The following is a 23,497-nucleotide window of genomic DNA, read 5'->3' as shown; positions in this document are numbered from 1 at the left end:
GAAAACCATGCGTGACAACCTATCATCGTCCCTTCGTATCTGCCTGACGTGCGCCATTCTGCTGTGTGCAGCATGGTGTCAGGCCCAGATTCAAGTGGGCGACAGCATCAAGGACACCGACCCACGCGTCATCATCGGAGAAGACAACGCCAAGGCCATTCCCGCAGAAAAGGCCGTCAACCCATCAGACACCCTTGTCTTTGCAGAGACAGAAAAGGCCGCGAAGAAAATCAAGCGCGACTGGAACACCTGGCGACCCGATGCCAAACGAGCCATGTGGCTGGCTGTTGTGCTGCCAGGAGCTGGTCAAATCTACAACCGGAAATACTGGAAGCTGCCCATTGTCTATGGTGGTTTTGTGGGCTGCTACTATGCCATGCGCTGGAACAACCAGATGTATCACGACTATTCGCAAGCTTACATCGACCTGATGGACAACGATCCGCAATCGCAGAGCTACAAACAGTTTCTGCATTTAGGCAACCAAATCGACGCATCGAACATTGATAGATACAAGGAACTGTTTAGAAAGCGCAAGGATCGCTACCGTCGTTGGCGCGACTTGAGCTTCTTCACGCTCATCGGGGTCTACGCTTTGTCGGTAATCGACGCCTACGTTGACGCCTCTTTGTCAGAGTTTGACATCTCTGACGACTTAAGTTTGCGCATTGAGCCCACGGTTGTCAACACCAATATGAACAGGAATCCCTTGAAATCAGGCGGTCTGGGCATACATTGTAGCCTCAGCTTCTGAAACAAAAGATAGCCAATCAAATAAACAGACAAGAAACCAATCATGAAGAAAATTTATTTATTCATAGTCACCCTGCTTGTTGTATTCTCATCATCGCTGCAAGCGCAGGTCGTCGATGACGATACAGAAATCACCGTGACGAATGATAAAGGTGAAAACGAAACATTTGACTTACCCGAAGCTATGACGTCTGAGATTGACAGTCTGCTTCACCTTTACAACACCAAGACATACCTGAAACGCGATGCTGATTGCAACTTACCAAATGTAAACAAGACTTACGAGCCCGATGTTTACAAGGATCGCCTGCGCCGTTTGCCCACAATTATGGAGATGCCATACAACAACGTGGTACAAAAGTTCATCGACCGTTACAGCAACGAGCTGCGCAACGCAGTAGGGATCATGCTGGGTGCTTCCAACTTTTACATGCCCATCTTCGAACAGGCCTTGGAAACCTACAGTTTGCCACTCGAGCTAAAATACCTTCCGGTGATTGAATCGGGACTCAATCCCAAGGCCGTGTCGCGTGTAGGTGCCACGGGACTGTGGCAATTCATGTTGGCTACCGCCAAAAATTACGGTCTGGAAATCAACTCTTTGCTTGACGAACGATGCGATCCCATCAAGTCTTCGTACGCCGCAGCCAACTACTTGAGCGACCTATACCGAATCTTTGGCGACTGGAACCTGGTTATCGCAGCCTACAACTGTGGCCCAGACAAACTCACACAGGCCATCCATCGTGCCGGTGGCAGCAAGGATTACTGGAAAATATACCCTTACTTGCCACGCGAAACACGAGGATATGTACCGGCATTCATCGCAGCCAACTACATCATGAACTACTACTGCGAGCACAACATCTGCCCAATGACAACTGACTTGCCAGCCAAGACTGATACCATCCTCGTCAGCCGCGACGTTCATTTCAAACAAATCGCACAAGTGTTGAATATGGATGAGGAGCTTGTACGGTCACTCAACCCACAATATCGCAAGGACATCGTCATCGGATACACCAAGCCATCCACCCTTCGTCTGCCCGTTGACAAAATCAATTCGTTTATCGATCAAGAGGATTCGGTATATGCTTACAACGCCGACGTGCTGCTGACCAAGCGTTCAGAGGTGGAAGTAGCGCAAGAGGTACCCAGCTATTCGAGTGGCAGAACATCGGTATCCAGCTCACGCAAGAGCTACAGCAGGAGTAAAGGTAAACGCAGCAGCCGCAAATCGTCACGCAGCAGCCGAAGAAGACGCTCGTCAGGCAAGTCAGTTACCGTTAGAGGAGGAGATACATTATCCGAAATAGCAGCTCGCAACAATACGACCGTTAAGAAGCTCAAAAAGCTCAACGGCCTAAAAGGCAACAACATCAGGAAAGGAAAGAAAATAAGGGTGAGGTAACGCTCAACCATCATGGGGAGAATTGAGTATGGACAATCAAGAGATTCGAGATAAAGAAAGGAAAGAAGAACTGGAAGACAAGCAGATTCAAGATGCGTTCCAACATCTGCTGGACACCTACTTGGCATCCCGTCACAGAAAGAAGGTAGACATCATCACCAAGGCTTTCAACTTCGCACGTCAAGCACACAAAGGCGTAAGACGTCTCTCGGGCGAGCCGTACATCATGCACCCCATCGCCGTAGCGCAGATTGCTTGTGAGGAGATGGGACTGGGCTCAACCAGCATCTGCTCGGCACTTCTGCACGATGTGGTGGAAGATACCGACTATACCGTTGAGGACATTGAGAACATATTCGGCCCCAAGATTGCACAAATCGTCGATGGACTCACCAAAATTAGTGGAGGCATCTTCGGCGACAGGGCATCGGCTCAGGCGGAAAACTTCAAGAAACTATTGCTCACCATGAGCGATGACATCCGCGTCATCCTTATCAAAATATGCGACCGCCTGCACAACATGCGCACTTTGCAGTCGCAACCAGCCAATAAACAATACAAGATAGCCGGCGAAACCTTATATATATATGCGCCATTGGCGAACCGATTGGGCCTGAATAAGATTAAGACCGAACTGGAAAACCTCAGCTTCCGGTTCGAGCATCCCGAAGAATACGCCAACATTACCAACAAGCTTTCCTTTACAAAGGAGCAACGTGACCGCCTCTTCGAGCTGTTCACGGCGCCCATCAAGGAGACCCTTGATGCCATGGGCATTGACTATGAGCTGAAAGCAAGGGTCAAAAGTCCATACTCTATATGGAACAAGATGCAGACGAAGCATGTCACCTTCGACGAAATTTACGACATCTTGGCCGTACGAATCATCTTCACACCAAAGGTAAGGGCCGACGAGATTGACGAATGCTTTAAAATATATGTGGCCATCAGCCGCATCTACAAGTCGCATCCCGACCGACTGCGCGACTGGTTGAGCCACCCAAAGGCCAACGGATACCAAGCTCTCCACGTCACCTTGATGAGCAAACAAGGCCGTTGGATTGAAGTTCAGATACGCAGTGACCGCATGAACGAGGTGGCCGAACAAGGCTTTGCAGCTCACTGGAAATACAAAGATAAAGGTGAATATACCGAAGATGAGAACGAATTGAATGAATGGTTGCGCACCATCAAGGAGATTTTGGACGACCCACAGCCCGATGCCATGGACTTTCTCGATGCCATTAAGCTGAACCTCTTTGCCTCCGAGATATTCGTGTTCACCCCGAAAGGCGAAATCAAGACCATGCCTGCCGGCTGCACTGCGCTCGACTTTGCTTTCCAGATACACACCCTGCTGGGCAGTCATTGTATCGGAGCCAAGGTCAATCATAAGTTGGTTCCGCTGAGTCATAAGCTACAAAGCGGTGATCAGGTAGAGATATTAACCAGCAAGTCGCAACATGTGCAGCCTTCTTGGCTCAACTTTGCCACCACAGCCAAAGCTAAAGCAAAGATACAGGCCATCCTCAGGCGCAACAACAGAGAGATACAAAAGCAAGGCGAAGCCTTTCTCAACGCCTGGTTGGAGCGCAATGACATGGAAATGACCACATCCGTACTCGACAAGTTATGCGAATTTCATAACTTAAAGAAACACGAGAGTCTGTTCTTGTGTATCGGTAATAAGTCGGTTATCTTGACAGAAAAAGACTTGGACGAGCTGAACAAGAAAAAGAAAAACTCTTCACCCAGCAATTGGCTCAAGTATGTACCCTTCATCGGACATGACAAGAAAGACGAACAGGATAAGAAGGCCGAGCCATTCACCGTCGACAATACGCTCAATCGGAAGAAGGCTATCGTCATCAACGACGGCAACATCGATACCTACCTCTTCCCCACTTGCTGTCATCCCATCCCCGGCGATGACATCCTGGGCTACATCGACAACCAAAACCACGTAGAAATACACAAGCGCAACTGCCCTGTGGCCAGCAAACTGAAGTCTAGTTACGGCAATCGACTGCTGGATGCTAAGTGGGATATGCGCAACATCCGTCTTTTCAACGCCACCATCGAGATCAGAGGCATCGACCGTCAAGGCATGTTGCACGATGTCGTGGATGTCATTTCAGATGAGATGAACGTCAACATGCACAATCTTTCACTGACCAGCAAGGAAGATATTTTTATGGGTAAGATTGAAGTTCTCGTTCATAATCGACAAGAAGTAAAGAACATCATCAACAGCTTGAAAAAGGTAAAAGGCTTGCAAGAGATTCAACAAATTATGTAAGTTTATCCTAGTTTACAAGTTCACGAGTTGACGAGTTGACAAGTGTAGTGTTTATTAAGTTCTGGATTTGCGAGTTAATAGGCCATTTTGGGGTTTGAGGTGAGGCATTAACGAACGAGAAACCAAACCATACGGTTTCCTTAATCAACTTAAAAAATCGAAAACTTACCAACTCAAAGACTCATCAACTCAAAAACTTATAAACTCAACCCTCACACAATCATATCCAGCTGTTTGCGCAATTCTTGCAACTGATCGCGCACAGACAGCAAAGTTTCCAGCACTTCCGAACTCTTTTCGGCACCTTTTCTGTTGGCACCCAGCATCTTTCTGGCGGCCGACAGCTTAAAACCGCGCACCCTAACCAAGTTATAAATCACGCGAATCTCCTCGATGTCGGCATCTGTATACTGCCGAACCTTGGTCGAACTCACAGTCTTTGGCTTCAACTGGGGGAACTCGGTTTCCCAGTATCTCAATGTACTTTCATTGATACCAAACTGCTTAGCCACCTCCTTAATGGAGTAGTAAAGCTTCACATTCTTATTGGGATTCAGTGCCATTGTCGTTAATTTTTAAGTCAAAAGCTGGATTTCTATTGCAAATATACTTATTTTTTTTGAAAAGATGCATATCCCCAAGCCATTCTTTTAAAACAAGTTTTCGAAGAACACCTCGCCATGCCATGTATTCAACCACGTCTTTCAAATCAACAAGAAATACTTTCCAATGATTGGAGGGTAAAGGTTGCTCACGGCACAGGGTTATAATGAAGAAGAAAGGCCTGCCTATACGAGGTTCTCAAACTTCCCTAACCGACTGAATTTAAGCGATATCTTTGGCGCTTTATCCTTTTTTTTATAATTTTGCCGCTAATTAATTCAGGTGCTACACCAGCACTTTACGAAGAATAAAAACAACCATAAACAAGATAAGAACAGATGATGACAGCAAACGAGATACGCGAATCGTTCAAGAAATTCTTTGAGTCGAAAGGACACACCATCGTGGCTTCGGCACCCATGGTGATCAAAGACGACCCCACCCTGATGTTTACCAATGCAGGCATGAACCAATGGAAGGATATCATCCTTGGCAACAAACAACCTGAACCACGCCGTAGAGCCGACTCGCAGAAATGCCTCCGTGTGAGCGGAAAGCACAACGACCTTGAGGAAGTGGGTCGAGACACTTACCACCATACCATGTTCGAGATGCTCGGCAACTGGAGCTTTGGCGACTACTTTAAGGAAGGTGCCATTGACTATGCGTGGGAATATTTGGTGGACGTGCTGCACTTGGACCCAAAAGATTTGTATGTGACGGTGTTTGAAGGCTCACCTGAAGAAAACATCCCGCACGACAGTGAGGCAGAGAAGTATTGGCGCAAGCACCTGCCAGCCGACCATATCATCAATGGCAATAAGCACGACAACTTTTGGGAAATGGGAGATACAGGACCTTGCGGCCCTTGTTCGGAGATACACGTAGACTCGCGTTCGGACGAAGAGAAAGCCCAACTACCCGGACGGGAATTAGTGAACAAAGATCATCCACAGGTCATTGAGATTTGGAACATCGTATTCATGCAGTTCAATCGCAAAGCCGATGGCTCTTTAGAGCCACTCTCCATGAACGTTATCGATACTGGAATGGGATTCGAGCGATTAGTCAGAATGCTGCAAGGAAAGAATTCTAACTACGACACCGGCATCTTTCAGCCATTCATCCATGAGATGGAACGCCTGTCGGGCAAGAAATATGGCGAGCAAGAAGATGTAGATGTGGCGATGCGTGTAGTGGCTGACCACCTTAGAGCCGTAGCCTTCTCCATCGCTGACGGACAACTACCCAGCAATGCCAAGGCGGGTTACGTCATCCGCCGCATCCTCCGCCGCGCCGTTCGCTATGCTTACACGTTCTTAGGGCAGCGAGAAGCCTTTGTATATAAGCTGCTCCCGGTACTCGTAGACGAAATGGGAGGAGCATATCCTGAACTCGTTGCCCAACGTGAGTTGATTGGCAAGGTGATGAAAGAAGAGGAAGACTCGTTCTTGCGGACACTCGAAAAGGGTATCAACCTGTTGAACAATGCCATGGATGAGCTGAAAAAAGCTGGCAAGACGCAAATCGATGGCGAACAAGCCTTCCGCCTTTTCGATACATACGGCTTTCCGCTCGACCTCACCGAACTGATATGCAGAGAGCACGGATTCAGCGTTGACGAGCAACAGTTCAATGCGGAAATGCAGAAACAGAAAGACCGTGCCCGCAATGCCGCACAAGTGGAAAATAGCGACTGGGTAGAAATAAGACAAGGCGAACAGCAGTTTGTGGGCTACGACTATACCGAATACGAATGCCACATCTTGAAGTATCGCAAGGTAACCCAGAAAAAAAATAGTTTTTACGAGGTCATCTTGGACTTCACACCCTTCTATGGAGAAATGGGAGGACAGGTAGGCGACCAAGGAGTATTGGTGAGTGAACACGAGACGGTGGACGTGATAGACACCAAACGCGAGAACAACCAAAGCATTCACATCATTAAGCAACTGCCACAACATCCCGAGGCTGACTTCATGGCTTGCGTGGATACTGACAAACGTGACGCCTGTGCGGCAAACCATACAGCCACTCACCTGCTGGATTATGCACTCAAGCAGGTGCTTGGCGACCATGTGGAGCAAAAGGGATCGTATGTATCGCCCGACACGCTGCGCTTTGATTTCTCGCATTTCCAAAAGGTGACCGACGAGGAAATCAGACAGGTAGAGCGGTTGGTGAACAACCTCATTCGTCAAGACATCCCCTTGGACGAACATCGTGACACGCCGATAGAAGAGGCAAAAGAAATGGGAGCCATTGCATTGTTTGGTGAAAAATATGGCGACAAGGTGCGAGTAGTGCGCTTCGGACCGTCATGTGAGTTCTGTGGAGGTATTCACGCCAAGAGTACAGGACGCATCGGACTGTTCAAAATCCTATCCGAAAGTTCGGTAGCTGCTGGTGTTCGTCGCTTCGAAGCCATCACCGGTCGCAAGTGCGAAGAAGCCATGTATGCCATAGAAGACACGGTGAAGGCCATCCGCAGCTTGTTCAATAATGCCAAGGACTTGAAAGGAGTCATTGAAAAGTACATGGACGAACACGACACCATGCGCAAGGAGATAGAACAGTTCCAAGCACAAGCGGTACAAAGAACCAAAGACGAACTCATCCGACGCGCTGAGAACATCAATGGCGTTACCGTTATCAAGGCGGTATTGCCTATCGATGGCAACGCCGCTAAGGACTTGGTGTTCAAGATTCGTGAGGCTATACCGTCGCATTTGCTTTGCGTCATCGGAACTACGGCACAGCAGAAGCCACTTCTGAGTGTTATGCTGAGCGAAGACATGGTGAAAGATCATGGCTTGAACGCTGGTCAAATGGTTCGTGAAGCAGCCAAACTCATTCAGGGAGGCGGTGGCGGACAACCTCATTTCGCATCGGCTGGCGGCAAGAATGTGGATGGTATCAGGGCTGCGGTCGATAAAGTTATCGAATTGGCCAAATTGTAATTGTTCGTCAACGGTGGCTCTCTGCCAACCGTACAAGCATGACCATAAAATAAAAACATGTTTCCTTGTGTGTTAACAAACGCCATAGAAGCATGTTTAATTGAAGCGAAATCCCACTCGTAAGGAGTGGGGTTTCGCTTTATTCTTGACCAAACAATTTCCGTGTAATTATGGGTACCATGAGGCTGGTCAATGGCAGTATCTCCATGGTCATTTGCACTTGCGAAACAAACTCATTGACTTTAAGTGCCAATCTGCATGCTATTGACCTCCAAACTCAATGGCTTTGGGGGCCAATCTCTACGCTATTGAAAGAAAACCCTAAAGACCTCGTTTACAATTGGTTACGAGAACACGACAACAAGTCATTTATCAACAGCTCCTCCCTGATGCCCAACCCGTCCGAACACCGTCATTGTATGATATCAACAAATAATTCACAGCCGCCGTTTTGCTGTTTATACAGAATTCATTATTTTTGCATAGCTGTAAAAGCAGGCTCACCTGCCACCCCGCAGTTCGTTGCATATAGACAACCCCACATATCGGTTTCATCATGAGAAACATTGGCTCATTACTTTTCTTGCTCGCCATGCACCTTCCTACGCTGGCGCAACAACTCCCCATGCAACTGTGGTACGACAAGCCTGCGCAGTATTTTGAAGAATCAATGCCCATCGGCAATGGGCGGATGGGAGCGCTGGTATATGGCGGTACGCGCGACAACCTGATATACCTCAACGACATCACCCTTTGGACGGGGCAGCCAGTAGACCCGAATCTCGACCAAAACGCACACCAATGGATACCGGCCATCCGCGAGGCCTTGTTCAAAGAAGACTACCGAAAGGCCGACTCGCTGCAGCTTCGCGTGCAAGGTCCCAACTCTCAGTATTACCAACCACTGGCTACGCTGCACCTGTTGGACCCTCGGGGCGGGCAAGCAACCAACTACACACGCACGCTCGACATCGACAAGGCCTTGCTAACAGACAGCTATAGCCTGAACGGCGTGAAAATCAAGCGAGAATATTTCGCATCGCATCCCGACAGCGTCATCTGCATACACATCACAGCCAACAAGCCCAGAAGCATCAGCCTGGAGGTCAACCTGTCAGCGCAGATACCGCATAGCGTTAAGGCCGCGGGCAACCTCATCACGATGAAGGGACACGCCATGGGCAACCCAGAGAACAGCATTCACTTCTGTTCGGTGCTTCGGGCAGTGACCAAGCAAGGAAAGATTCAAGCCACCGACTCTACGCTGCTGATTATAGATGCGACCGAAGCGACCCTGTTTTTTGTCAACGAAACCAGTTTTAACGGTTTTGACAAGCACCCCGTACGACAAGGAAAGCCCTGCGAGCAGCTGGCTCTGGCACATCAAAAGGCCTTGGAAAAGAAAGATTACCAAACTATCAAGAAACAGCATGTGGCCGACTATACCCATTACTACGACCGGATGAAATTGTTTCTGGGTGGATCGGTGACCGATTGCAGTCGCACAACCGAGCAACAACTGAAAGACTATACCGACCAAGGCGGACACAACCCTTATCTGGAGACGCTGTACATGCAGTATGGACGCTACCTGTTGATAGCCAGTTCGCGCACCAAAGGCATCCCGGCCAACCTGCAGGGATTGTGGTCGCACTATCTGCGGGCACCGTGGCGGTCGAATTACACGGTGAACATCAACCTCGAGGAGAACTACTGGCTGGCCGAGGTGGCCAACCTCGGCGAGATGGCAAAACCGCTATTCACCTTCATGCAGGCGCTGGCTGCGAACGGAAGGCATACCGCCAAAAACTATTATGGCATTAACCGGGGATGGTGCTCGAGCCACAACTCGGACGTGTGGGCCATGACCAACCCCGTAGGCGAGAAGCGTGAGAGTCCCGAATGGAGCAACTGGAACATGGGAGGCGCGTGGCTGACGCAGAACTTGTGGGAACATTATCGGTTCAACCCCGATGCCCAATTCCTCAACGACACAGCCCTACCTCTGCTGGAAGGCGCTTCTGCCTTCATGTTGGATTGGCTTGTTGAAAACCCAAAGAACCCCAGTGAGCTGATTACCGCACCCAGCACGTCACCCGAGAACGAATACAAGACGCCCGAGGGCTACCATGGCACCACCTGTTATGGCGGAACAGCCGACCTGGCCATCATCCGCGAGTTGTTCATCAACACGGCGGAGGCCATCAACAAGAAGGGGGCCGACTACGCAAGACAGTCACAACTGTTGAAAGACATTGAGGCATCGCTCAAACGTCTGCATCCCTACACCATAGGACATCTGGGCGATCTCAACGAATGGTACTACGATTGGGACGACTGGGACATCAAGCACCGCCACCAATCGCACCTCATTGGACTTTTTCCAGGTCATCACCTCTCGCTGAAAGAAACGCCCCAACTGGCTCTGGCTGCTGAAAAAACGCTACTACAGAAAGGCGACCACACCACGGGATGGAGCACGGGATGGCGCATCAACCTGTGGGCCAGACTGCGAAAAGCCAAGCAGGCGTACCACATGTACCAGAAATTGCTGACCTACGTGTCGCCTGATCAATATCAAGGTGCCGACAAACGAAGCAGCGGCGGCACCTATCCCAACTTGATGGATGCACATCCACCTTTCCAAATAGATGGGAATTTCGGTGGCACCGCCGGCGTTTGCGAGATGTTGTTGCAAAGCACCGACAACGAATTGTATCTTCTTCCCGCCCTTCCGGATGCGTGGAAAGACGGAGAAGTGCGGGGCATCAGGGCGCGGGGAGGCTACGAAGTGAGCATGAAATGGAGGAACGGACAAGTGGAATGGGTTCAATTAAAACCAGGCACCCAGCATCATGTTAAAACCGTAACCGTGTACATGAATGGGAAACTGACAAGAGTTGGTCTGAAACGAGACAAGACCACCACGATAAAATGAAGACAAAAGCAGGCTGAACCTCTTGAATAAGACTGCAAGAGCGCATTGGCCTGAAGCACAATAGACGATTGATTCATGAGAAAAATAAGTATACTTGCGATGACAATGTTGTGTGTACTGATTGCTCATTCACAATCATTCCACACGCACTGGATTGCCACCCAGCAGGTAGACAGCACTTCTGAGATTTGGTTCAGGCAACAGATATGGTTACAAGAACTGCCCGTATTTGCCTCTGCGACAATAGCCACCACGGGCAAGGTGGACGTGTACATCAACGAGCGCAATGTATCTACCGCCAGTTGGATGCCCTGCAGGATGGGTAACGACAATCTTCCGGTGAGTATCAACATGGAGGTGACCAGGTTTCTGCAACCAGGCATCAACACAATAGCCATCTGGTATTCGCCCACTTTTCCACACATCAACCAGCAACAGATGGCGTTCTCGCTCTGCGGAAGGATGAAGAACGGGGAGAAGAGGGCCTTCTGCTCGGATGATGGGTGGCTGACGAGGCGGGCAAACGTATCACTTACCAGAGATGGTGGTGAGCGGTATGATGCCAACGCCTACCCATTGAAATGGAACTCAGATGATGTTGACTGGGGATTGTGGCAACCTGCACGCAACACCAACATGCCTGCCATTGCTTCGAGCTATCATCTAACGGGCTACCCTGCCGTAAAAAGGAACATGACCTATACGCCCCGCTATTTCGACTTGGTAGGTAACGGCGTGTATTATCAATTCGACAAAACGTTTAAAGGCCAACTAAGAATTACGTTGCGCGATGCCAAACGCGGACAAAAGATATACATTGACGGTTTGGAATACACTTGCACGGGTGAAATGGACGAGCAAGCATGCCGGAAATTTACCGTGGCTGATCATCGAAGAGTGTTGATTAATGGCGACCAAAACTTCAAAAACGAACAGATTCAATCGGTAGAAGGCATAGAAATTGTTCCATATTTCCATGAAAGCTTGCAATATTAACATCTGTTTTCGTTGATTGTTGTATTTTTCCCCTATCTTTGCAAGGTGAACATCAAAGCGCATTCTTCTTTTTTGGAAATACCAGATGGAATTCAGAACGTATAAGAATTAAAAAGTAATTGGAATATGCAGGACAAGACAATGAAAGAAGTGACGATTGAACATATCAAGTCTGTCACAGGAGAAAGCTGTTACATTGATAACGACCTGATACTGTTTGAACACTTTGAGGATTTGCCCTTACCGCTAGAACCGCACAAAATGAGCTGTCTGCTGATTGGAATGTGTGTCCAAGGGCGTGCAGAATATCTGGTAGACACCAAGAAGTGTACGATTCAGGCGAACGATATGATTGTCCTGAGCGAGGGACAAGTGATCAGTGATTACATGCTGAGTCGCGACTGTAAAGGCATCGCCCTCCTGGCATCGGAAAACTTTCTGCAAGACACCGCTCGCGGAATCCATGAGATGTCATCGCTCTTTATCTTTACAAAGACGCACCCCGTGTTACATTTAACGAGCAAAGAAGCCAAAGCGTTTGATGAATTTTTCCAGATAACCAAACGGAAAGTTGACGACAAGTCACATCACTTTCGTCGCGAAAGCGCATGTGCCATGCTGGGAACCTTAGTATACGACATGGGTAACCACATCTGGCGCACCCAACAAATAGGAGGTGATGCCCGCCTGAGTCGTGGTGAAAAAATATTCACCGATTTCATTAAGCTGGTCGAACAGAATTACCGGGAGATAAGAAGAGTAAGCTGGTATGCCGAGAAGCTGTGCATTACGCCTAAATATTTGTCGGAAACGGTGAAGAAAGTCAGTAAGGAAACGCCTAATAGTTGGATAGACAGCTACGTAACGAAAGAACTTCGTTTGCTGTTGAAGAATTCTTCCAAAAACATAAAGGAAATAGCTGTAGAGATGAACTTTCCCAACCAGAGCTTCTTAGGAAAGTACTTTAAAGACCGAACAGGTCAGTCGCCATCTGATTACAGAAAGTCTTGACGACTCAATTGTTCGGCTACGGCGCACAATTCTTCATACCATTGCTGCCCAAAGCGGCGTATCAATGGCTCTTTGAGAAATTGGTAAAGTGGCAAATTGAGCTCTTTACCTTTCTCTACCGCACATTGGCAAATTTTCCAACGGTGGTAATTCAGCCCAACAAGTCCATTTCCCAACGCCTTTTCCCGAATAGGGTATAACGCACAGGAGATGGGCTTACAAAAGTTGGTCTGCCCATTTCGGTAGGCCTTCTCAAGCGCACACAGACACGTGCCCTGCTGGTAACAAGTAAAAACACAATCCTTGCGGCCGACGATGCTGGTTACCATATCGCCCTCTCTATCGACATAGGCCACGCCTTGCTGGTCAATGACCGATTGAGCCGAAGCAGAAAGCTCGTTCCACACAGCATCCACGTTCTCTTCTATGCTTGCAATTTCCTCAATAGTGACAAGAGCTCCTGCATCGCCTTCAATGCAACAAGCGCCGTGACACACCTCTAAATCACAACAAAACTTTTGCGTGAAAACATCTGGAGACACCAAGACGTTGCCTACTTGTATAATGGGAGGATATGAATGATTCATACATTGAGGAGTTTTTACCATTTCACGGGTTCAATGCCCTGCTGTATTAAGTATTCATTGCAGCGTGAGAAATGATGATTACCAAACCAGCCACCTCGATTGGCAGATAGCGGTGAGGGATGTACGCTTTCTAAAACACAGTGTTTGCGCTTGTCAATAAGATAGGATTTTGAGCGCGCATAACCGCCCCATAACAAGAACACCAAGTGCTCTTTATGGTCGCTTAACAACTTAATGACAGCATCTGTAAACGTTTCCCACCCTCTTCGCTGGTGGCTTCCTGCTGCATGCGCTCTCACGGTGAGTGTTGCATTGAGCAGCATCACGCCCTGTTTCGCCCAGCGAGTCAAGTTTCCTGTTGTGGGAATGGGCATCCCCATATCGGCTTGTATCTCCTTAAAGATGTTTTGCAACGAGGGTGGAAACGGCACACCGTCATTAACTGAAAAACTCAAACCGTGCGCCTGACCCTGTTCATGATAAGGGTCTTGCCCGATAATCACCACTTTCACTTGATCGAATGGACAGAGATTAAAGGCGTTGAAGATGAGCTTTCCGGGAGGATAGCACGCAAATTGGCTGTACTCGGCATGCACAAACTCGGTTAGTTTGGCAAAGTAAGGTTTGTCAAACTCTTGCTGTAAATGAGCTTTCCAGCTCTGTTCTATCTGTACTTCCATGAATGATTATCGCACACAAATATCAAACGAAACAATAAAAAGATGGAGTTGATGGATACAAAAGTACAAAGAATCTGTCAGAATGCAAAATGAGCGTCATCCTAACAGAAGCTAAAAACGTAAAAATGGCTCATTTTAATCCTTGTCGCAGACTAAACTTAGGGAATTCTTATAAAAAGTAATCCTTTGACAAACATTAACTTTTAGCAAAATCTTTAGCGCAATTAATAATTGTATTTTTGCTAAAACTCAATGAAACAACCATTTAAAACCATTTTATCATGAAAAGATTTACTTCATTATTTACTTTGTCTTTCATCGTTGCAATGGGGATGCAAGCACAAGGTAACGCTTACAATTATTTTGAAAATGCCGACGGACAGCACGGGTGTATCCTGATAGGAGATGTTGACAACGACGGTGATTTGGATGTACTCATCGGTGGGGAGCAAAGAAAAGACCCTCATCTGCAACGCGGTGGTCTGTACATCAACGACGGTAAAGGTAACTTTACGAAGAAAGACTGTCCGATCATGGTAGGCTTCAAGGGCAACATGGATTTTGGGGACATTGACGGTGATGGCGACTTGGACATCATCTTTACTGGACACAAGAACCTCAAAGTACCGGAAGCCAGTGCCCGCGGACTGGCCTTGAACGATGGGAAGGGCAATTTTACGATTGCAGATCCTGCCAAATACCCCACAATAACACAGCCTTGTTACAATGCTTTGTTTGCCGACCTGAACAATGATGGATTGCTGGATTACATGCTCACGCCACCCGATATGCAGGGACACTTTGACTGGGAGGCTAATAAAAGGATTGAATATAAAGGCAAGTGGACGCTGTTCTTCCAACAGCCAGATGGCACTTTCAAGATGGATGAAAACCAATTTTCCAACTATTTCAGGGATGAAGTTTGCTCTTTTGGTGACTTTGACAATGATGGAGACGTAGATATCTTTTTCCAAGGGTACTATCCTCGTGTAGATAAATCCATCACACCTTTTGGACTGGACAAATCGAACTGGACAGGTTACATCTTCGTAAACGACGGAAAGGGACATTTTAGCCGTCAAGAGTACACAGAATTACCCCCATTGGGACATGGATCACACGACTGGGCAGACGTTGATGGCAACGGTTTTCTTGATCTTCTCGTCGTAGGCGACGGCCCATTCAATGGCAAGACGGGTTGGGATGCCGCCACATGGTATCATAGATTGTTTACAAACCAAGACATGGTCTTTAAGGAGTCATTTGTATCAGATCGTGCAAGACCATACTCTACGACAGGCGCCAACCTCCTTCAAGACTTGGATAATGATGGAGATGTCGACATTCTTTGTGGCGGATTCGCAGACAAATTAGGCAAACAAAAAACCTTTGTGTATGCCAATGAGGATGCTGACGGAAACATTACACAAGAAGATTTCGTTGAAAACAAGACTTTGGGTGACAACTATCTCCCTGGCTTTTCGGAACATGACTATAAAGCTGCCGACCTCAACGGCGACTACATCCTTGATTATGTCTATATGGGATTTAAGGGAGGTAACAAGAACATGCCACCAACGGATAAATTAGATGTGAACTTTGGCGGATGGACTCCGGGCCTCAACGATCCAAATTTCGTAAAGCCTTTCGTTAAATTGAACGCACCGAGCAACCTAACAGCCACACAAGTTGCAGACGGCGAACAAATGAAAGTGACGTTTGCTTGGAGTGAACCAGACAACATTGGGACGAAGAAAAGTGTAACTTACAACCTTGCTTTGCGCAACAAGACAACTGGTAAATGGCTGTACAACCCAATGGCCATCATCGGTGGAGAGAAAGACGGTTTCAGACAGGTGGTGAAGATGGGCAACACCTACCTCAACAAATCATGGACACTAACGCTTCCCAAAGGCGAATACGAATGGACCGTACAAGCTATTGACCCTGCTAAATTTGGAGGTAGCTTCGCACCAATGCAAACTTTAAGTGTTTCAACCAACGTACAAGAGTTCACAGTTGCCAAACCTGTCATCACAACTGGTAAGGGATACATAGGCATCACCAGTCAAACTACAAACGCCATGCAAGCTAAAGTGTACAGCACAACTGGTGTTGAAGTGGAGAATGCACTATTTAAAAACAGTCTGCGCATCACCGTTCCTACTGGATTGTACATCGTTGAGGTAAAGAACGGTGACCAAGTTCTGCACCAAAAGGTTACAGTAAAATAAGTAAGCTGTCTTTGATAAGCCATATACAGGCAGTTTTCCTCGAATCAAAGTGAACACTGTCACTAAACAATCCAGTTGCAGGAAAAGAATTCTTGCAACTGGATTTTTGATAATAATATAGAAAACTGACCTTTATCTCCCCCAAAATTTGTTCTCTAGAATCACCAAGTCAATGAAACATCATCCAGCATTTAGACTCCTTGTACTCACCTTATTCAATTTATGCTGTTTAGCATTAAATGCACAAAAAACAACTTTTAGCACAGAAATGGCGCAATTGAGCCAAATTGACCTGCTGCCATCCTATCGGTCCCACACAACCGTTGAGCAAGTTTCCAGCTATGATAGGACAGGCGGAAACGATGATGGATTCTCTGGAAAGTATTCGTATATTAGGAAAGAAGGCGACAAGTTGGTACTGGCCGACCTATCTGGACCTGGAGTGATCAACCGGATATGGACTGCTACGCCAACCAACGACTCCATTTCATTCTATTTCGACGGCGAAAAGACGCCACGGATCACCATGAAGTTCTGTGAACTTTTCAATCAAGCTAAAGACCCTTTCATGGCTCCATTGGCCGACCATATTCTTGGAGGACATTTCTCTTACATTCCCATTCCCTATCAGAAGTCCTGCAAAATACTTTTCCATGGGCGGAAAATACAGTTTATTCAGATTCAATACCGCAAGATGTCACAAGCTGATGTGGAGAGTTACACTGGCAACTTCTCAATCCAAGACAGACTGACACTTCACCATACCAAGAAAGTATGGACGACGAACACCCCTACCATCGACCTTTTTACCACGGGACGATCGTCCAATCCAAGCATACATGCCGAGCATTTTATTTTGAATGCCGGCCAGGAAAAAGTTTTCTTTGATACAAAAACAGGTGGACGCATTGTTGGATTCGAGATTGATGGCGGCGAATTATTTGAAGGAATTCATAAAGACATCATTCTCTCTGCACATTGGGACCATGAGAAATTTGCAGCCATCCATGCACCTATCGCTGATTTCATGGGCTATGCATACGGTAAGAGAAGCATGCAATCCGTCGTGCTTGGCACGGTTCAGTCTAGGAACTACTGTTACTTACCCATGCCTTTCGATGAATCGGCACAGCTAAAGCTAATTTACAAGAAGCGTGATGGTGCCCAACAGCCTCCCCTCTCCATTTCTGTCAAGGTATACTATAATGACGTAGCGCGCATTCCAGAAGAAGAAGGAAAGTTCTATGCGGTATGGAGAAGGGTCATCAATCCCCCTTCAGGATGCTACTATGATTTTCTAAAAACCAAAGGTAAAGGTCATTATGTAGGTACCATTTTGTCAGCACAAGGCCTCAGACCCGGCGTCACCCTATTCTTTGAAGGCGATGATATCACGGAAATAGATGGGAAAAGAACCATCAATGGGACTGGAACAGAAGATTATTTTAACGGCGGATGGTACAACCAAAAAGGAAGATGGGACAGAGCATACAGCACACCCATTCACGGTTCGCTGGAATACAATGCCGCCTTGTACAGAACAGGAGGCTACCGTCTGTTCCTCGCTGATAAGATGTCGTTCGAGAAAAGCATTCGACATGCCGTCGAACATGGACCGGTTGGTAACGAATTTCCCGTTGATTACACTTCAGTAGCTCTCTTCTACAACTCTGAACCATTGACAGAACTGATGGAACCAACAGCACTTCTACGAGAAGTATACCTTCCTGACAATCCTTTTTTACGGCCCGACACAAGAGAATTCAACACAACCATGCGGCCACAACATGGGGATATCCTTGTCTTTGACTGTGATGACGACCACGACCTGGACGTATTGCTGGCTGGAGAGCAACGCGATGCTCCCTTTTTATATCAAGGAGGACTGTTCAAAAACGACGGTAAAGGTCATTTTACACAACACAACTGCCCCATCACTCCTGGTAAGATGGCCACCATGAATGCTGCTGACATTGATGGAGATGGTGACATCGATGTGATTTTTAATGGAGGAGCAAACACGGGATGCACGTATTCGAATGGCATAGCGTTGAATAATGGACAGGGAGTGTTTACATTGGGATCTACCCATCAATATCCCATGCCCCCCGCAAAGATTACAGGTAACGGGTTTGCCGACTTCAACAACGACGGAAAGATGGACTATCTTTGTGCAGGCAGCTATCCCGATTCATACATTGCCATTTATTTTCAGCAAGCCAACGGACAGTTCATAGAAGACAAGACTGCATTTTCCAACTATCGATTCATCAACCCACAGGTTCAAATTATTGATTATAATAACGATGGAAAGATGGATGTTTTCATCATGGCCTATACTCCCTCTACACCAGAAGGCACATCTTCCCAACCGTTCACAGGCGTTTTCATGAATGATGGAACAGGCAGATTCACCCTCAACCCAACATTTCACATTAAGCAAAAATGCTTTGGTTCAGCCGATTGGAACGACTTGGATGGCAATGGATGGCTCGACCTTATCATCCATGGTGAAGGAAAAGGCAGCAGCGAACCTAACGACTGGACGACTCGCATCTATCAAAATGACCATGAAAAAATGACCGAAATTTTCAAATACGAACGATGTCGACAATTTTCAATGGGAGGAGCCACCATCTTGCAGGATATTGATAACGATGGAGACGTTGACTTTCTGTTTGGTGGATATTGTGACCGACTGCTACCCTCACGACGACAGAAAACATTTGTATTTGTCAACAACAACCGGGATGAGACGTTAGAATATGAAGACTTTAACGAACAATTTTTCTTGAGCAACCAATATCTCCCCGGCATGTCAGAGCAAGACTTCGAGATAGCCGACGTGGATGGCGACATGAAACCCGACTTTATCTATCAAGGGTTTGCGGAAGGATACAAAGATAATCCTTACCATCCCAACCGAGTCATCGCCGGATGGTCACCCAGTCCCTCTCATCAGTCGTTCAAAGCCCATGAGTTTGTTCCGCTGGAATCGCCTCAAAACCTGAATGCCACTACAACTTTGCACGGCCGAACCTACCAAGTAACCTTCAGCTGGGACGCCCCTAACAACATCAGGCACCAGCAAGGAATCACCTACAATTTAGCTCTTAAGGATGTCAACACAGGCAAATGGTTGTATAACCCTATGGCCGTGATAGGCGGCGAACATGACGGATGGCGGAAAATCAACCAACTTGGCAACTTGTTTCTAAACAAACAGATTACTCTTACTCTGCCTCTTGGAACCTATGAGTGGACCGTACAGGCCATTGATGCAGCACGCTTTGGTGGCAAATTCGCACCCATCAGAAGACTACAAGTTAGCACAAACATCAAAAACCATACATACGAAGCTGCTCAAATCACAACATCGGGGCAAACGCTGCACATCCGTATGACTAGTCCCACTCGCACAAAGGTCAGCATCTATAATGTCTTCGGACAAAAAGTCGTTGAGCGTATGTTTTCCAAGACTTTCCAACAACGGCTCATTCCCGGGCTGTATGTGTTGGAAATCACCTCGGACAAGCAAACCACTCGCTCAAAAATCATCATCAAACGTAATTAACTTCTTACGGATATCAAAACAGCAATGACCCTCGTCCGCTGCCTATCAGCTTTCGAGGGTCATCGCTGTTTTGTTTTCTTCTCCCTAAAATTCGAGAAAATAGGGCAATTGCACAACCCGATTTAATCCACTATCAGATTTTCACCTGTCATGGCTTCCGGTTGTTCCAAGCCCATGATGTGCAATATAGACGGTGCCACGTCAGCCAATCTGCCGTCCTTCACGGTGGCACTGTTGTTGTTTGTCACATAAATAAATGGTACAGGATTGAGCGAGTGTGCCGTGTTGGGCGTTCCATCCTCGTTGATTGCGTTGTCAGCATTACCATGGTCGGCAATGATAATCGCCTCATAATCGTTGGCTTTGGCAGCCTCTATCACCTCTTTCACACAATGGTCAATGGCCCAAACCGCTTTGGCAATGGCGTTATACACACCCGTATGTCCCACCATATCACCGTTGGCAAAGTTCACCACAATGAAATCGTACTGCTGTGTACCAATAGCATCCACCAGTTTGTCTTTCACTTCGTAGGCACTCATCTCGGGTTTTAAGTCGTAAGTAGCTACCTTGGGCGAATTGACTAAGATACGATCCTCTCCCTTGTAAGGCTCCTCACGTCCTCCATTGAAGAAGAATGTAACGTGTGCATACTTCTCTGTCTCCGCTGTATGCAATTGTTTTTTACCCAGACTGCTAAGATATTCGCCTAATGTCATCTCTACATTTTCCTTCGGGAACAGCACATGAACATTCTTAAAGTTAGCATCGTAGGGCGTCATCGTGTAATATTGCAAATCCTTGATGGTGTGCATTCCCTCATCGGGCATATCGGTTTGGGTCAACACCTGAGTGAGTTCTTTGGCACGGTCGTTACGGAAGTTGAAGAAAATCACCACATCGCCCTCTTCTATCTGTCCTTGAACAGCAGCGTTGGTGATGGGTTTGATAAATTCGTCGGTCACATCTTCGGCATAACTCTCATGCATCGCCTGCACCATGTCCGTTGCTTTCTTACCCACACCACTTACCAATAAGTCGTAAGCCTCTTTCACTCGATTCCATCGCTTGTCACGATCCATGGCATAAAAACGCCCTATGATACTGGCAATGTGCGCATCGTTCGTTTCACAAACATGCTGCAAAGCCTCGATAAAGCCAACTCCACTCTTCGGGTCTGTGTCGCGTCCGTCCATGAAACAATGCACATACGTATTTTTAAGACCGTATTTTTTAGAGATGATCAACAACTGATATAGATGATCCAAAGAAGAGTGAACACCGCCATTGCTGGTCAATCCCATTAAATGGAGCTTCTTTCCCGTTTTCTGTGCATACGTATAGGCAGAAACGATTTCAGGATTTTGCAGAATTGACCCATCTTTACAGGCTCTATTAATCTTAACCAAATCCTGATAAACCACACGTCCTGCACCAATATTCAAGTGTCCTACCTCCGAGTTACCCATCTGTCCATCGGGCAATCCTACATTCTCACCCGAAGCCTGCAACTGCGAATGCGAACATGTAGCATTCAGATAATCCAAATAAGGTGTAGGCGTATTGTTAATCACATCACCTTTACCCTTGTTTCCTATTCCCCATCCATCGAGGATCATCAATAAAGCTTTCTTTGCCATAATTATTGTTACCTGTCTAATATATAATTTTCCTTTTGGCAAAGGTACTGCAATTTTCTGACTTACGCATCATCTACACCTTATAAATACAAGAATACTTCACTATTTTCATCCACGCAAAAGCCCCACAATCTGTTAGGATTGCAGGGCTGCGGTTATATAGACACCTAAGAGATTGATTACTCTACGGTGATTTGCTTGCCTAATGTCTGTACGATTTCCTCACGTTTCGGCAAGGTTACTGTCAAGACACCATCCGACATTTTTGCGCAAATTTTCTCTTTGTCTACGTCATCTGGCAAAATCAGTGTCTGCTCAAAGCTCGAGTAACTAAACTCTCTACGCAAGTAGTGAGCCTTCTTGTCCTCTTCCTTGTTCTCCACCTTCTTTTCCATCTTGATAGTCAAATTTCCATCGTTATCGATATTCACGACAAAATCATCTTTCTTCAAGCCAGGTGCAGCCAACTCTACTATATAATCACCATCATGAGCGATGACGTTGATGGCGGGTGCTGTACTGTTCAATCTTGGTGCAAGACCTGTATCAAAAAAGTCATCAAACACACTTGGTAACCAAGAATTTCTGTTTCTTACTGGTAACATAATCATTTCCTCCTATTTTTATATTGTTTATTTTTATTTGCTCTTTCGAGTTCACTTACCATTGTTGCAAGGAGCGTACCAGTGAAGAAATCGTGCCATTATGGCGCATATTCCATTATTTAGCCCAAAAACCAAGCCATTATGTCAGCTATTTGAGACTTTTCATCCAACTAAGTATCAGCGTTATTGACGTACAGATCAAGGCTTTTCCATGCTCTTCACCCTCTGTGTTTGCTTCACTTTCATTCTGATACGTACGCAATAACGCATACTGACTGGTCTACCCACTAGCATGCCAGGTGTCCAACGTTTCATGTGTTTCATTTCTCTAATAATGATTTTATCAAACCTTGGGCCTTTCGAACGATACACTTTGAAATCTTTGCAACGACCTTTTTTATCGATAACAAAATTCACCATCATGGTTCCCGTTAACGTAGAGTCAGCCTTCATCAGCTTAGGAATCACCCTATCGCTTACAAATGCCATCAACGCTTTTTCCCCTCCGGGATAAACTGGCATCACCTCGGGATCGGAAAATATCTTATCCGACGGTTCAACATACTTCGATGAGTCCACACACTGTGCCGACATTGCCGCCCAAACAGCCATCATAAGCCAAAATAACAATACACTTCTTCTCTTCATCATATTTATTCTTTAGTTTTGGAAACAGTATTTTTTTCATTCTCACGCTCCCTCTTAATCGTGATAGGAAAGCAAAATTTTACAGGCATAGCCTTGCCTTTGAACTTACCATGGGTCCACCTCCGCATCTTTTTCAGTCCGTTTAAAAAAAAGGTATCAATCTCGGGAGCCACCGATTTTACCACTTTAAAACTATCACAAGCGCCATTTTCCAGAACGACAAACGAGATCAACAACTTTCCTTCTGCCGAGCTTTTAATACTGTCCAGCCCGGGAGCCACAGAATCAATCATCCATTGGCGTAAGGCGACTGTTCCACCAGGATAAACAGGTATGTCGTCAATGACAGACCAACATATGTTTCCATCTGGTCGTGGCAAGCTTTTCTTGTGACTTTGCGACCACGTCATCTGAAAAACAACGAAGCAAAACATAACCAACAAAATACCATATTTCTTCATATCTTATCTTTTTTAAACATTGTTCCATCCTTTCAAAAAGTACATCCGCACCGTCTATGACCGAGGAAACCAAAGACAGGTGCGAACTGTACTTCAG

Annotated in this window: 16 protein-coding genes; 9 read left to right on the top strand and 7 right to left on the bottom strand. The window is 46.6% G+C overall.

Annotated features, from left to right (window positions below; translation table 11 throughout):
- The first annotated feature begins 7 nt into the window (after window positions 1-7).
- The 3 genes from HMPREF0650_RS06440 to HMPREF0650_RS06430 are packed head-to-tail and all read left to right on the top strand — an operon-like array spanning window position 8 to window position 4,463.
- Complete coding sequence (locus tag HMPREF0650_RS06440) at window positions 8-754, top strand: DUF5683 domain-containing protein (protein WP_004349326.1); 747 nt, start codon at window positions 8-10, stop codon at window positions 752-754.
- Window positions 755-796: 42 nt separating this feature from the next.
- A complete protein-coding gene (locus tag HMPREF0650_RS06435) occupies window positions 797-2,164 on the top strand; it encodes a lytic transglycosylase domain-containing protein (protein ID WP_004349324.1) in 1,368 nt (455 codons plus the stop codon).
- A gap of 28 nt (window positions 2,165-2,192) precedes the next feature.
- On the top strand, window positions 2,193-4,463 hold the full coding sequence (locus tag HMPREF0650_RS06430) for a RelA/SpoT family protein (protein WP_004349322.1): 2,271 nt from the start codon (window positions 2,193-2,195) through the stop codon (window positions 4,461-4,463).
- A 212-nt stretch (window positions 4,464-4,675) separates the two neighbouring features.
- Here the strand turns inward: HMPREF0650_RS06430 and HMPREF0650_RS06425 are convergent, their stop codons facing one another.
- Window positions 4,676-5,026, bottom strand: coding sequence for a MerR family transcriptional regulator (locus tag HMPREF0650_RS06425; protein ID WP_004349321.1), 351 nt, complete (start codon window positions 5,024-5,026; stop codon window positions 4,676-4,678).
- Window positions 5,027-5,404: 378 nt separating this feature from the next.
- Between HMPREF0650_RS06425 and alaS the strand changes: the two genes are divergently transcribed.
- The 4 genes from alaS to HMPREF0650_RS06405 all read left to right on the top strand — a co-directional run bounded on the left by alaS (window position 5,405) and on the right by HMPREF0650_RS06405 (window position 12,971).
- Entirely contained in the window at window positions 5,405-8,026 is a 2,622-nt protein-coding gene (gene alaS, locus HMPREF0650_RS06420) for an alanine--tRNA ligase (protein ID WP_040562684.1), read from the top strand.
- Between the two features lie 556 nt (window positions 8,027-8,582).
- Entirely contained in the window at window positions 8,583-10,964 is a 2,382-nt protein-coding gene (locus tag HMPREF0650_RS06415) for a glycoside hydrolase family 95 protein (RefSeq protein ID WP_004349319.1), read from the top strand.
- Between the two features lie 75 nt (window positions 10,965-11,039).
- Window positions 11,040-11,960: an alpha-L-rhamnosidase N-terminal domain-containing protein gene (locus HMPREF0650_RS06410; protein WP_040562682.1), complete on the top strand. Its 921-nt coding sequence runs from the start codon at window positions 11,040-11,042 to the stop codon at window positions 11,958-11,960.
- A gap of 126 nt (window positions 11,961-12,086) precedes the next feature.
- Window positions 12,087-12,971: a helix-turn-helix domain-containing protein gene (locus HMPREF0650_RS06405; protein ID WP_004349316.1), complete on the top strand. Its 885-nt coding sequence runs from the start codon at window positions 12,087-12,089 to the stop codon at window positions 12,969-12,971.
- Here HMPREF0650_RS06405 and HMPREF0650_RS06400 read toward each other — a convergent pair.
- Window positions 12,956-13,558: a DUF3109 family protein gene (locus HMPREF0650_RS06400; protein ID WP_004349314.1), complete on the bottom strand. Its 603-nt coding sequence runs from the start codon at window positions 13,556-13,558 to the stop codon at window positions 12,956-12,958. The genes HMPREF0650_RS06405 and HMPREF0650_RS06400 overlap by 16 nt on opposite strands.
- A gap of 14 nt (window positions 13,559-13,572) precedes the next feature.
- Window positions 13,573-14,238, bottom strand: a complete 666-nt coding sequence (gene ung, locus HMPREF0650_RS06395; protein ID WP_004349313.1) for a uracil-DNA glycosylase — start codon at window positions 14,236-14,238, stop codon at window positions 13,573-13,575.
- A gap of 281 nt (window positions 14,239-14,519) precedes the next feature.
- Here ung and HMPREF0650_RS06390 point away from each other — a divergent pair, with 281 nt between their 5' ends.
- Together HMPREF0650_RS06390 and HMPREF0650_RS12455 are read left to right on the top strand one after the other, a co-directional pair.
- Window positions 14,520-16,472 carry a T9SS type A sorting domain-containing protein gene (locus HMPREF0650_RS06390; protein WP_004349312.1) on the top strand — a complete coding sequence of 651 codons (1,953 nt, stop codon included), beginning with the start codon at window positions 14,520-14,522 and terminating at the stop codon, window positions 16,470-16,472.
- Between the two features lie 277 nt (window positions 16,473-16,749).
- Complete coding sequence (locus tag HMPREF0650_RS12455) at window positions 16,750-20,046, top strand: DUF2961 domain-containing protein (protein ID WP_162013126.1); 3,297 nt, start codon at window positions 16,750-16,752, stop codon at window positions 20,044-20,046.
- A gap of 122 nt (window positions 20,047-20,168) precedes the next feature.
- On the opposite strand, the gene gpmI is transcribed toward HMPREF0650_RS12455, so the two are convergent.
- From gpmI to HMPREF0650_RS06365, 4 genes are all read right to left on the bottom strand, one after another.
- Window positions 20,169-21,686, bottom strand: a complete 1,518-nt coding sequence (gpmI, locus tag HMPREF0650_RS06380; RefSeq protein WP_040562678.1) for a 2,3-bisphosphoglycerate-independent phosphoglycerate mutase — start codon at window positions 21,684-21,686, stop codon at window positions 20,169-20,171.
- Window positions 21,687-21,865: 179 nt separating this feature from the next.
- The gene (locus HMPREF0650_RS06375; RefSeq protein ID WP_004349309.1) at window positions 21,866-22,297 is read right to left on the bottom strand and encodes an Hsp20/alpha crystallin family protein; all 432 of its coding nucleotides are present in this window, start codon (window positions 22,295-22,297) and stop codon (window positions 21,866-21,868) included.
- A 192-nt stretch (window positions 22,298-22,489) separates the two neighbouring features.
- Complete coding sequence (locus HMPREF0650_RS06370; protein WP_040562676.1) at window positions 22,490-22,942, bottom strand: energy transducer TonB; 453 nt, start codon at window positions 22,940-22,942, stop codon at window positions 22,490-22,492.
- A 2-nt stretch (window positions 22,943-22,944) separates the two neighbouring features.
- Window positions 22,945-23,400: a hypothetical protein gene (locus HMPREF0650_RS06365; RefSeq protein ID WP_004349306.1), complete on the bottom strand. Its 456-nt coding sequence runs from the start codon at window positions 23,398-23,400 to the stop codon at window positions 22,945-22,947.
- Window positions 23,401-23,497: the final 97 nt, after the last annotated feature.

The organism is Hoylesella buccalis ATCC 35310 (genome assembly GCF_000177075.1).
GTDB classification, from domain to species: Bacteria; Bacteroidota; Bacteroidia; order Bacteroidales; family Bacteroidaceae; genus Prevotella; species Prevotella buccalis.
The sequence above is the reverse complement of the archived record's forward strand: the minus strand, read 5'-3'. Positions and strand labels throughout refer to the sequence as shown.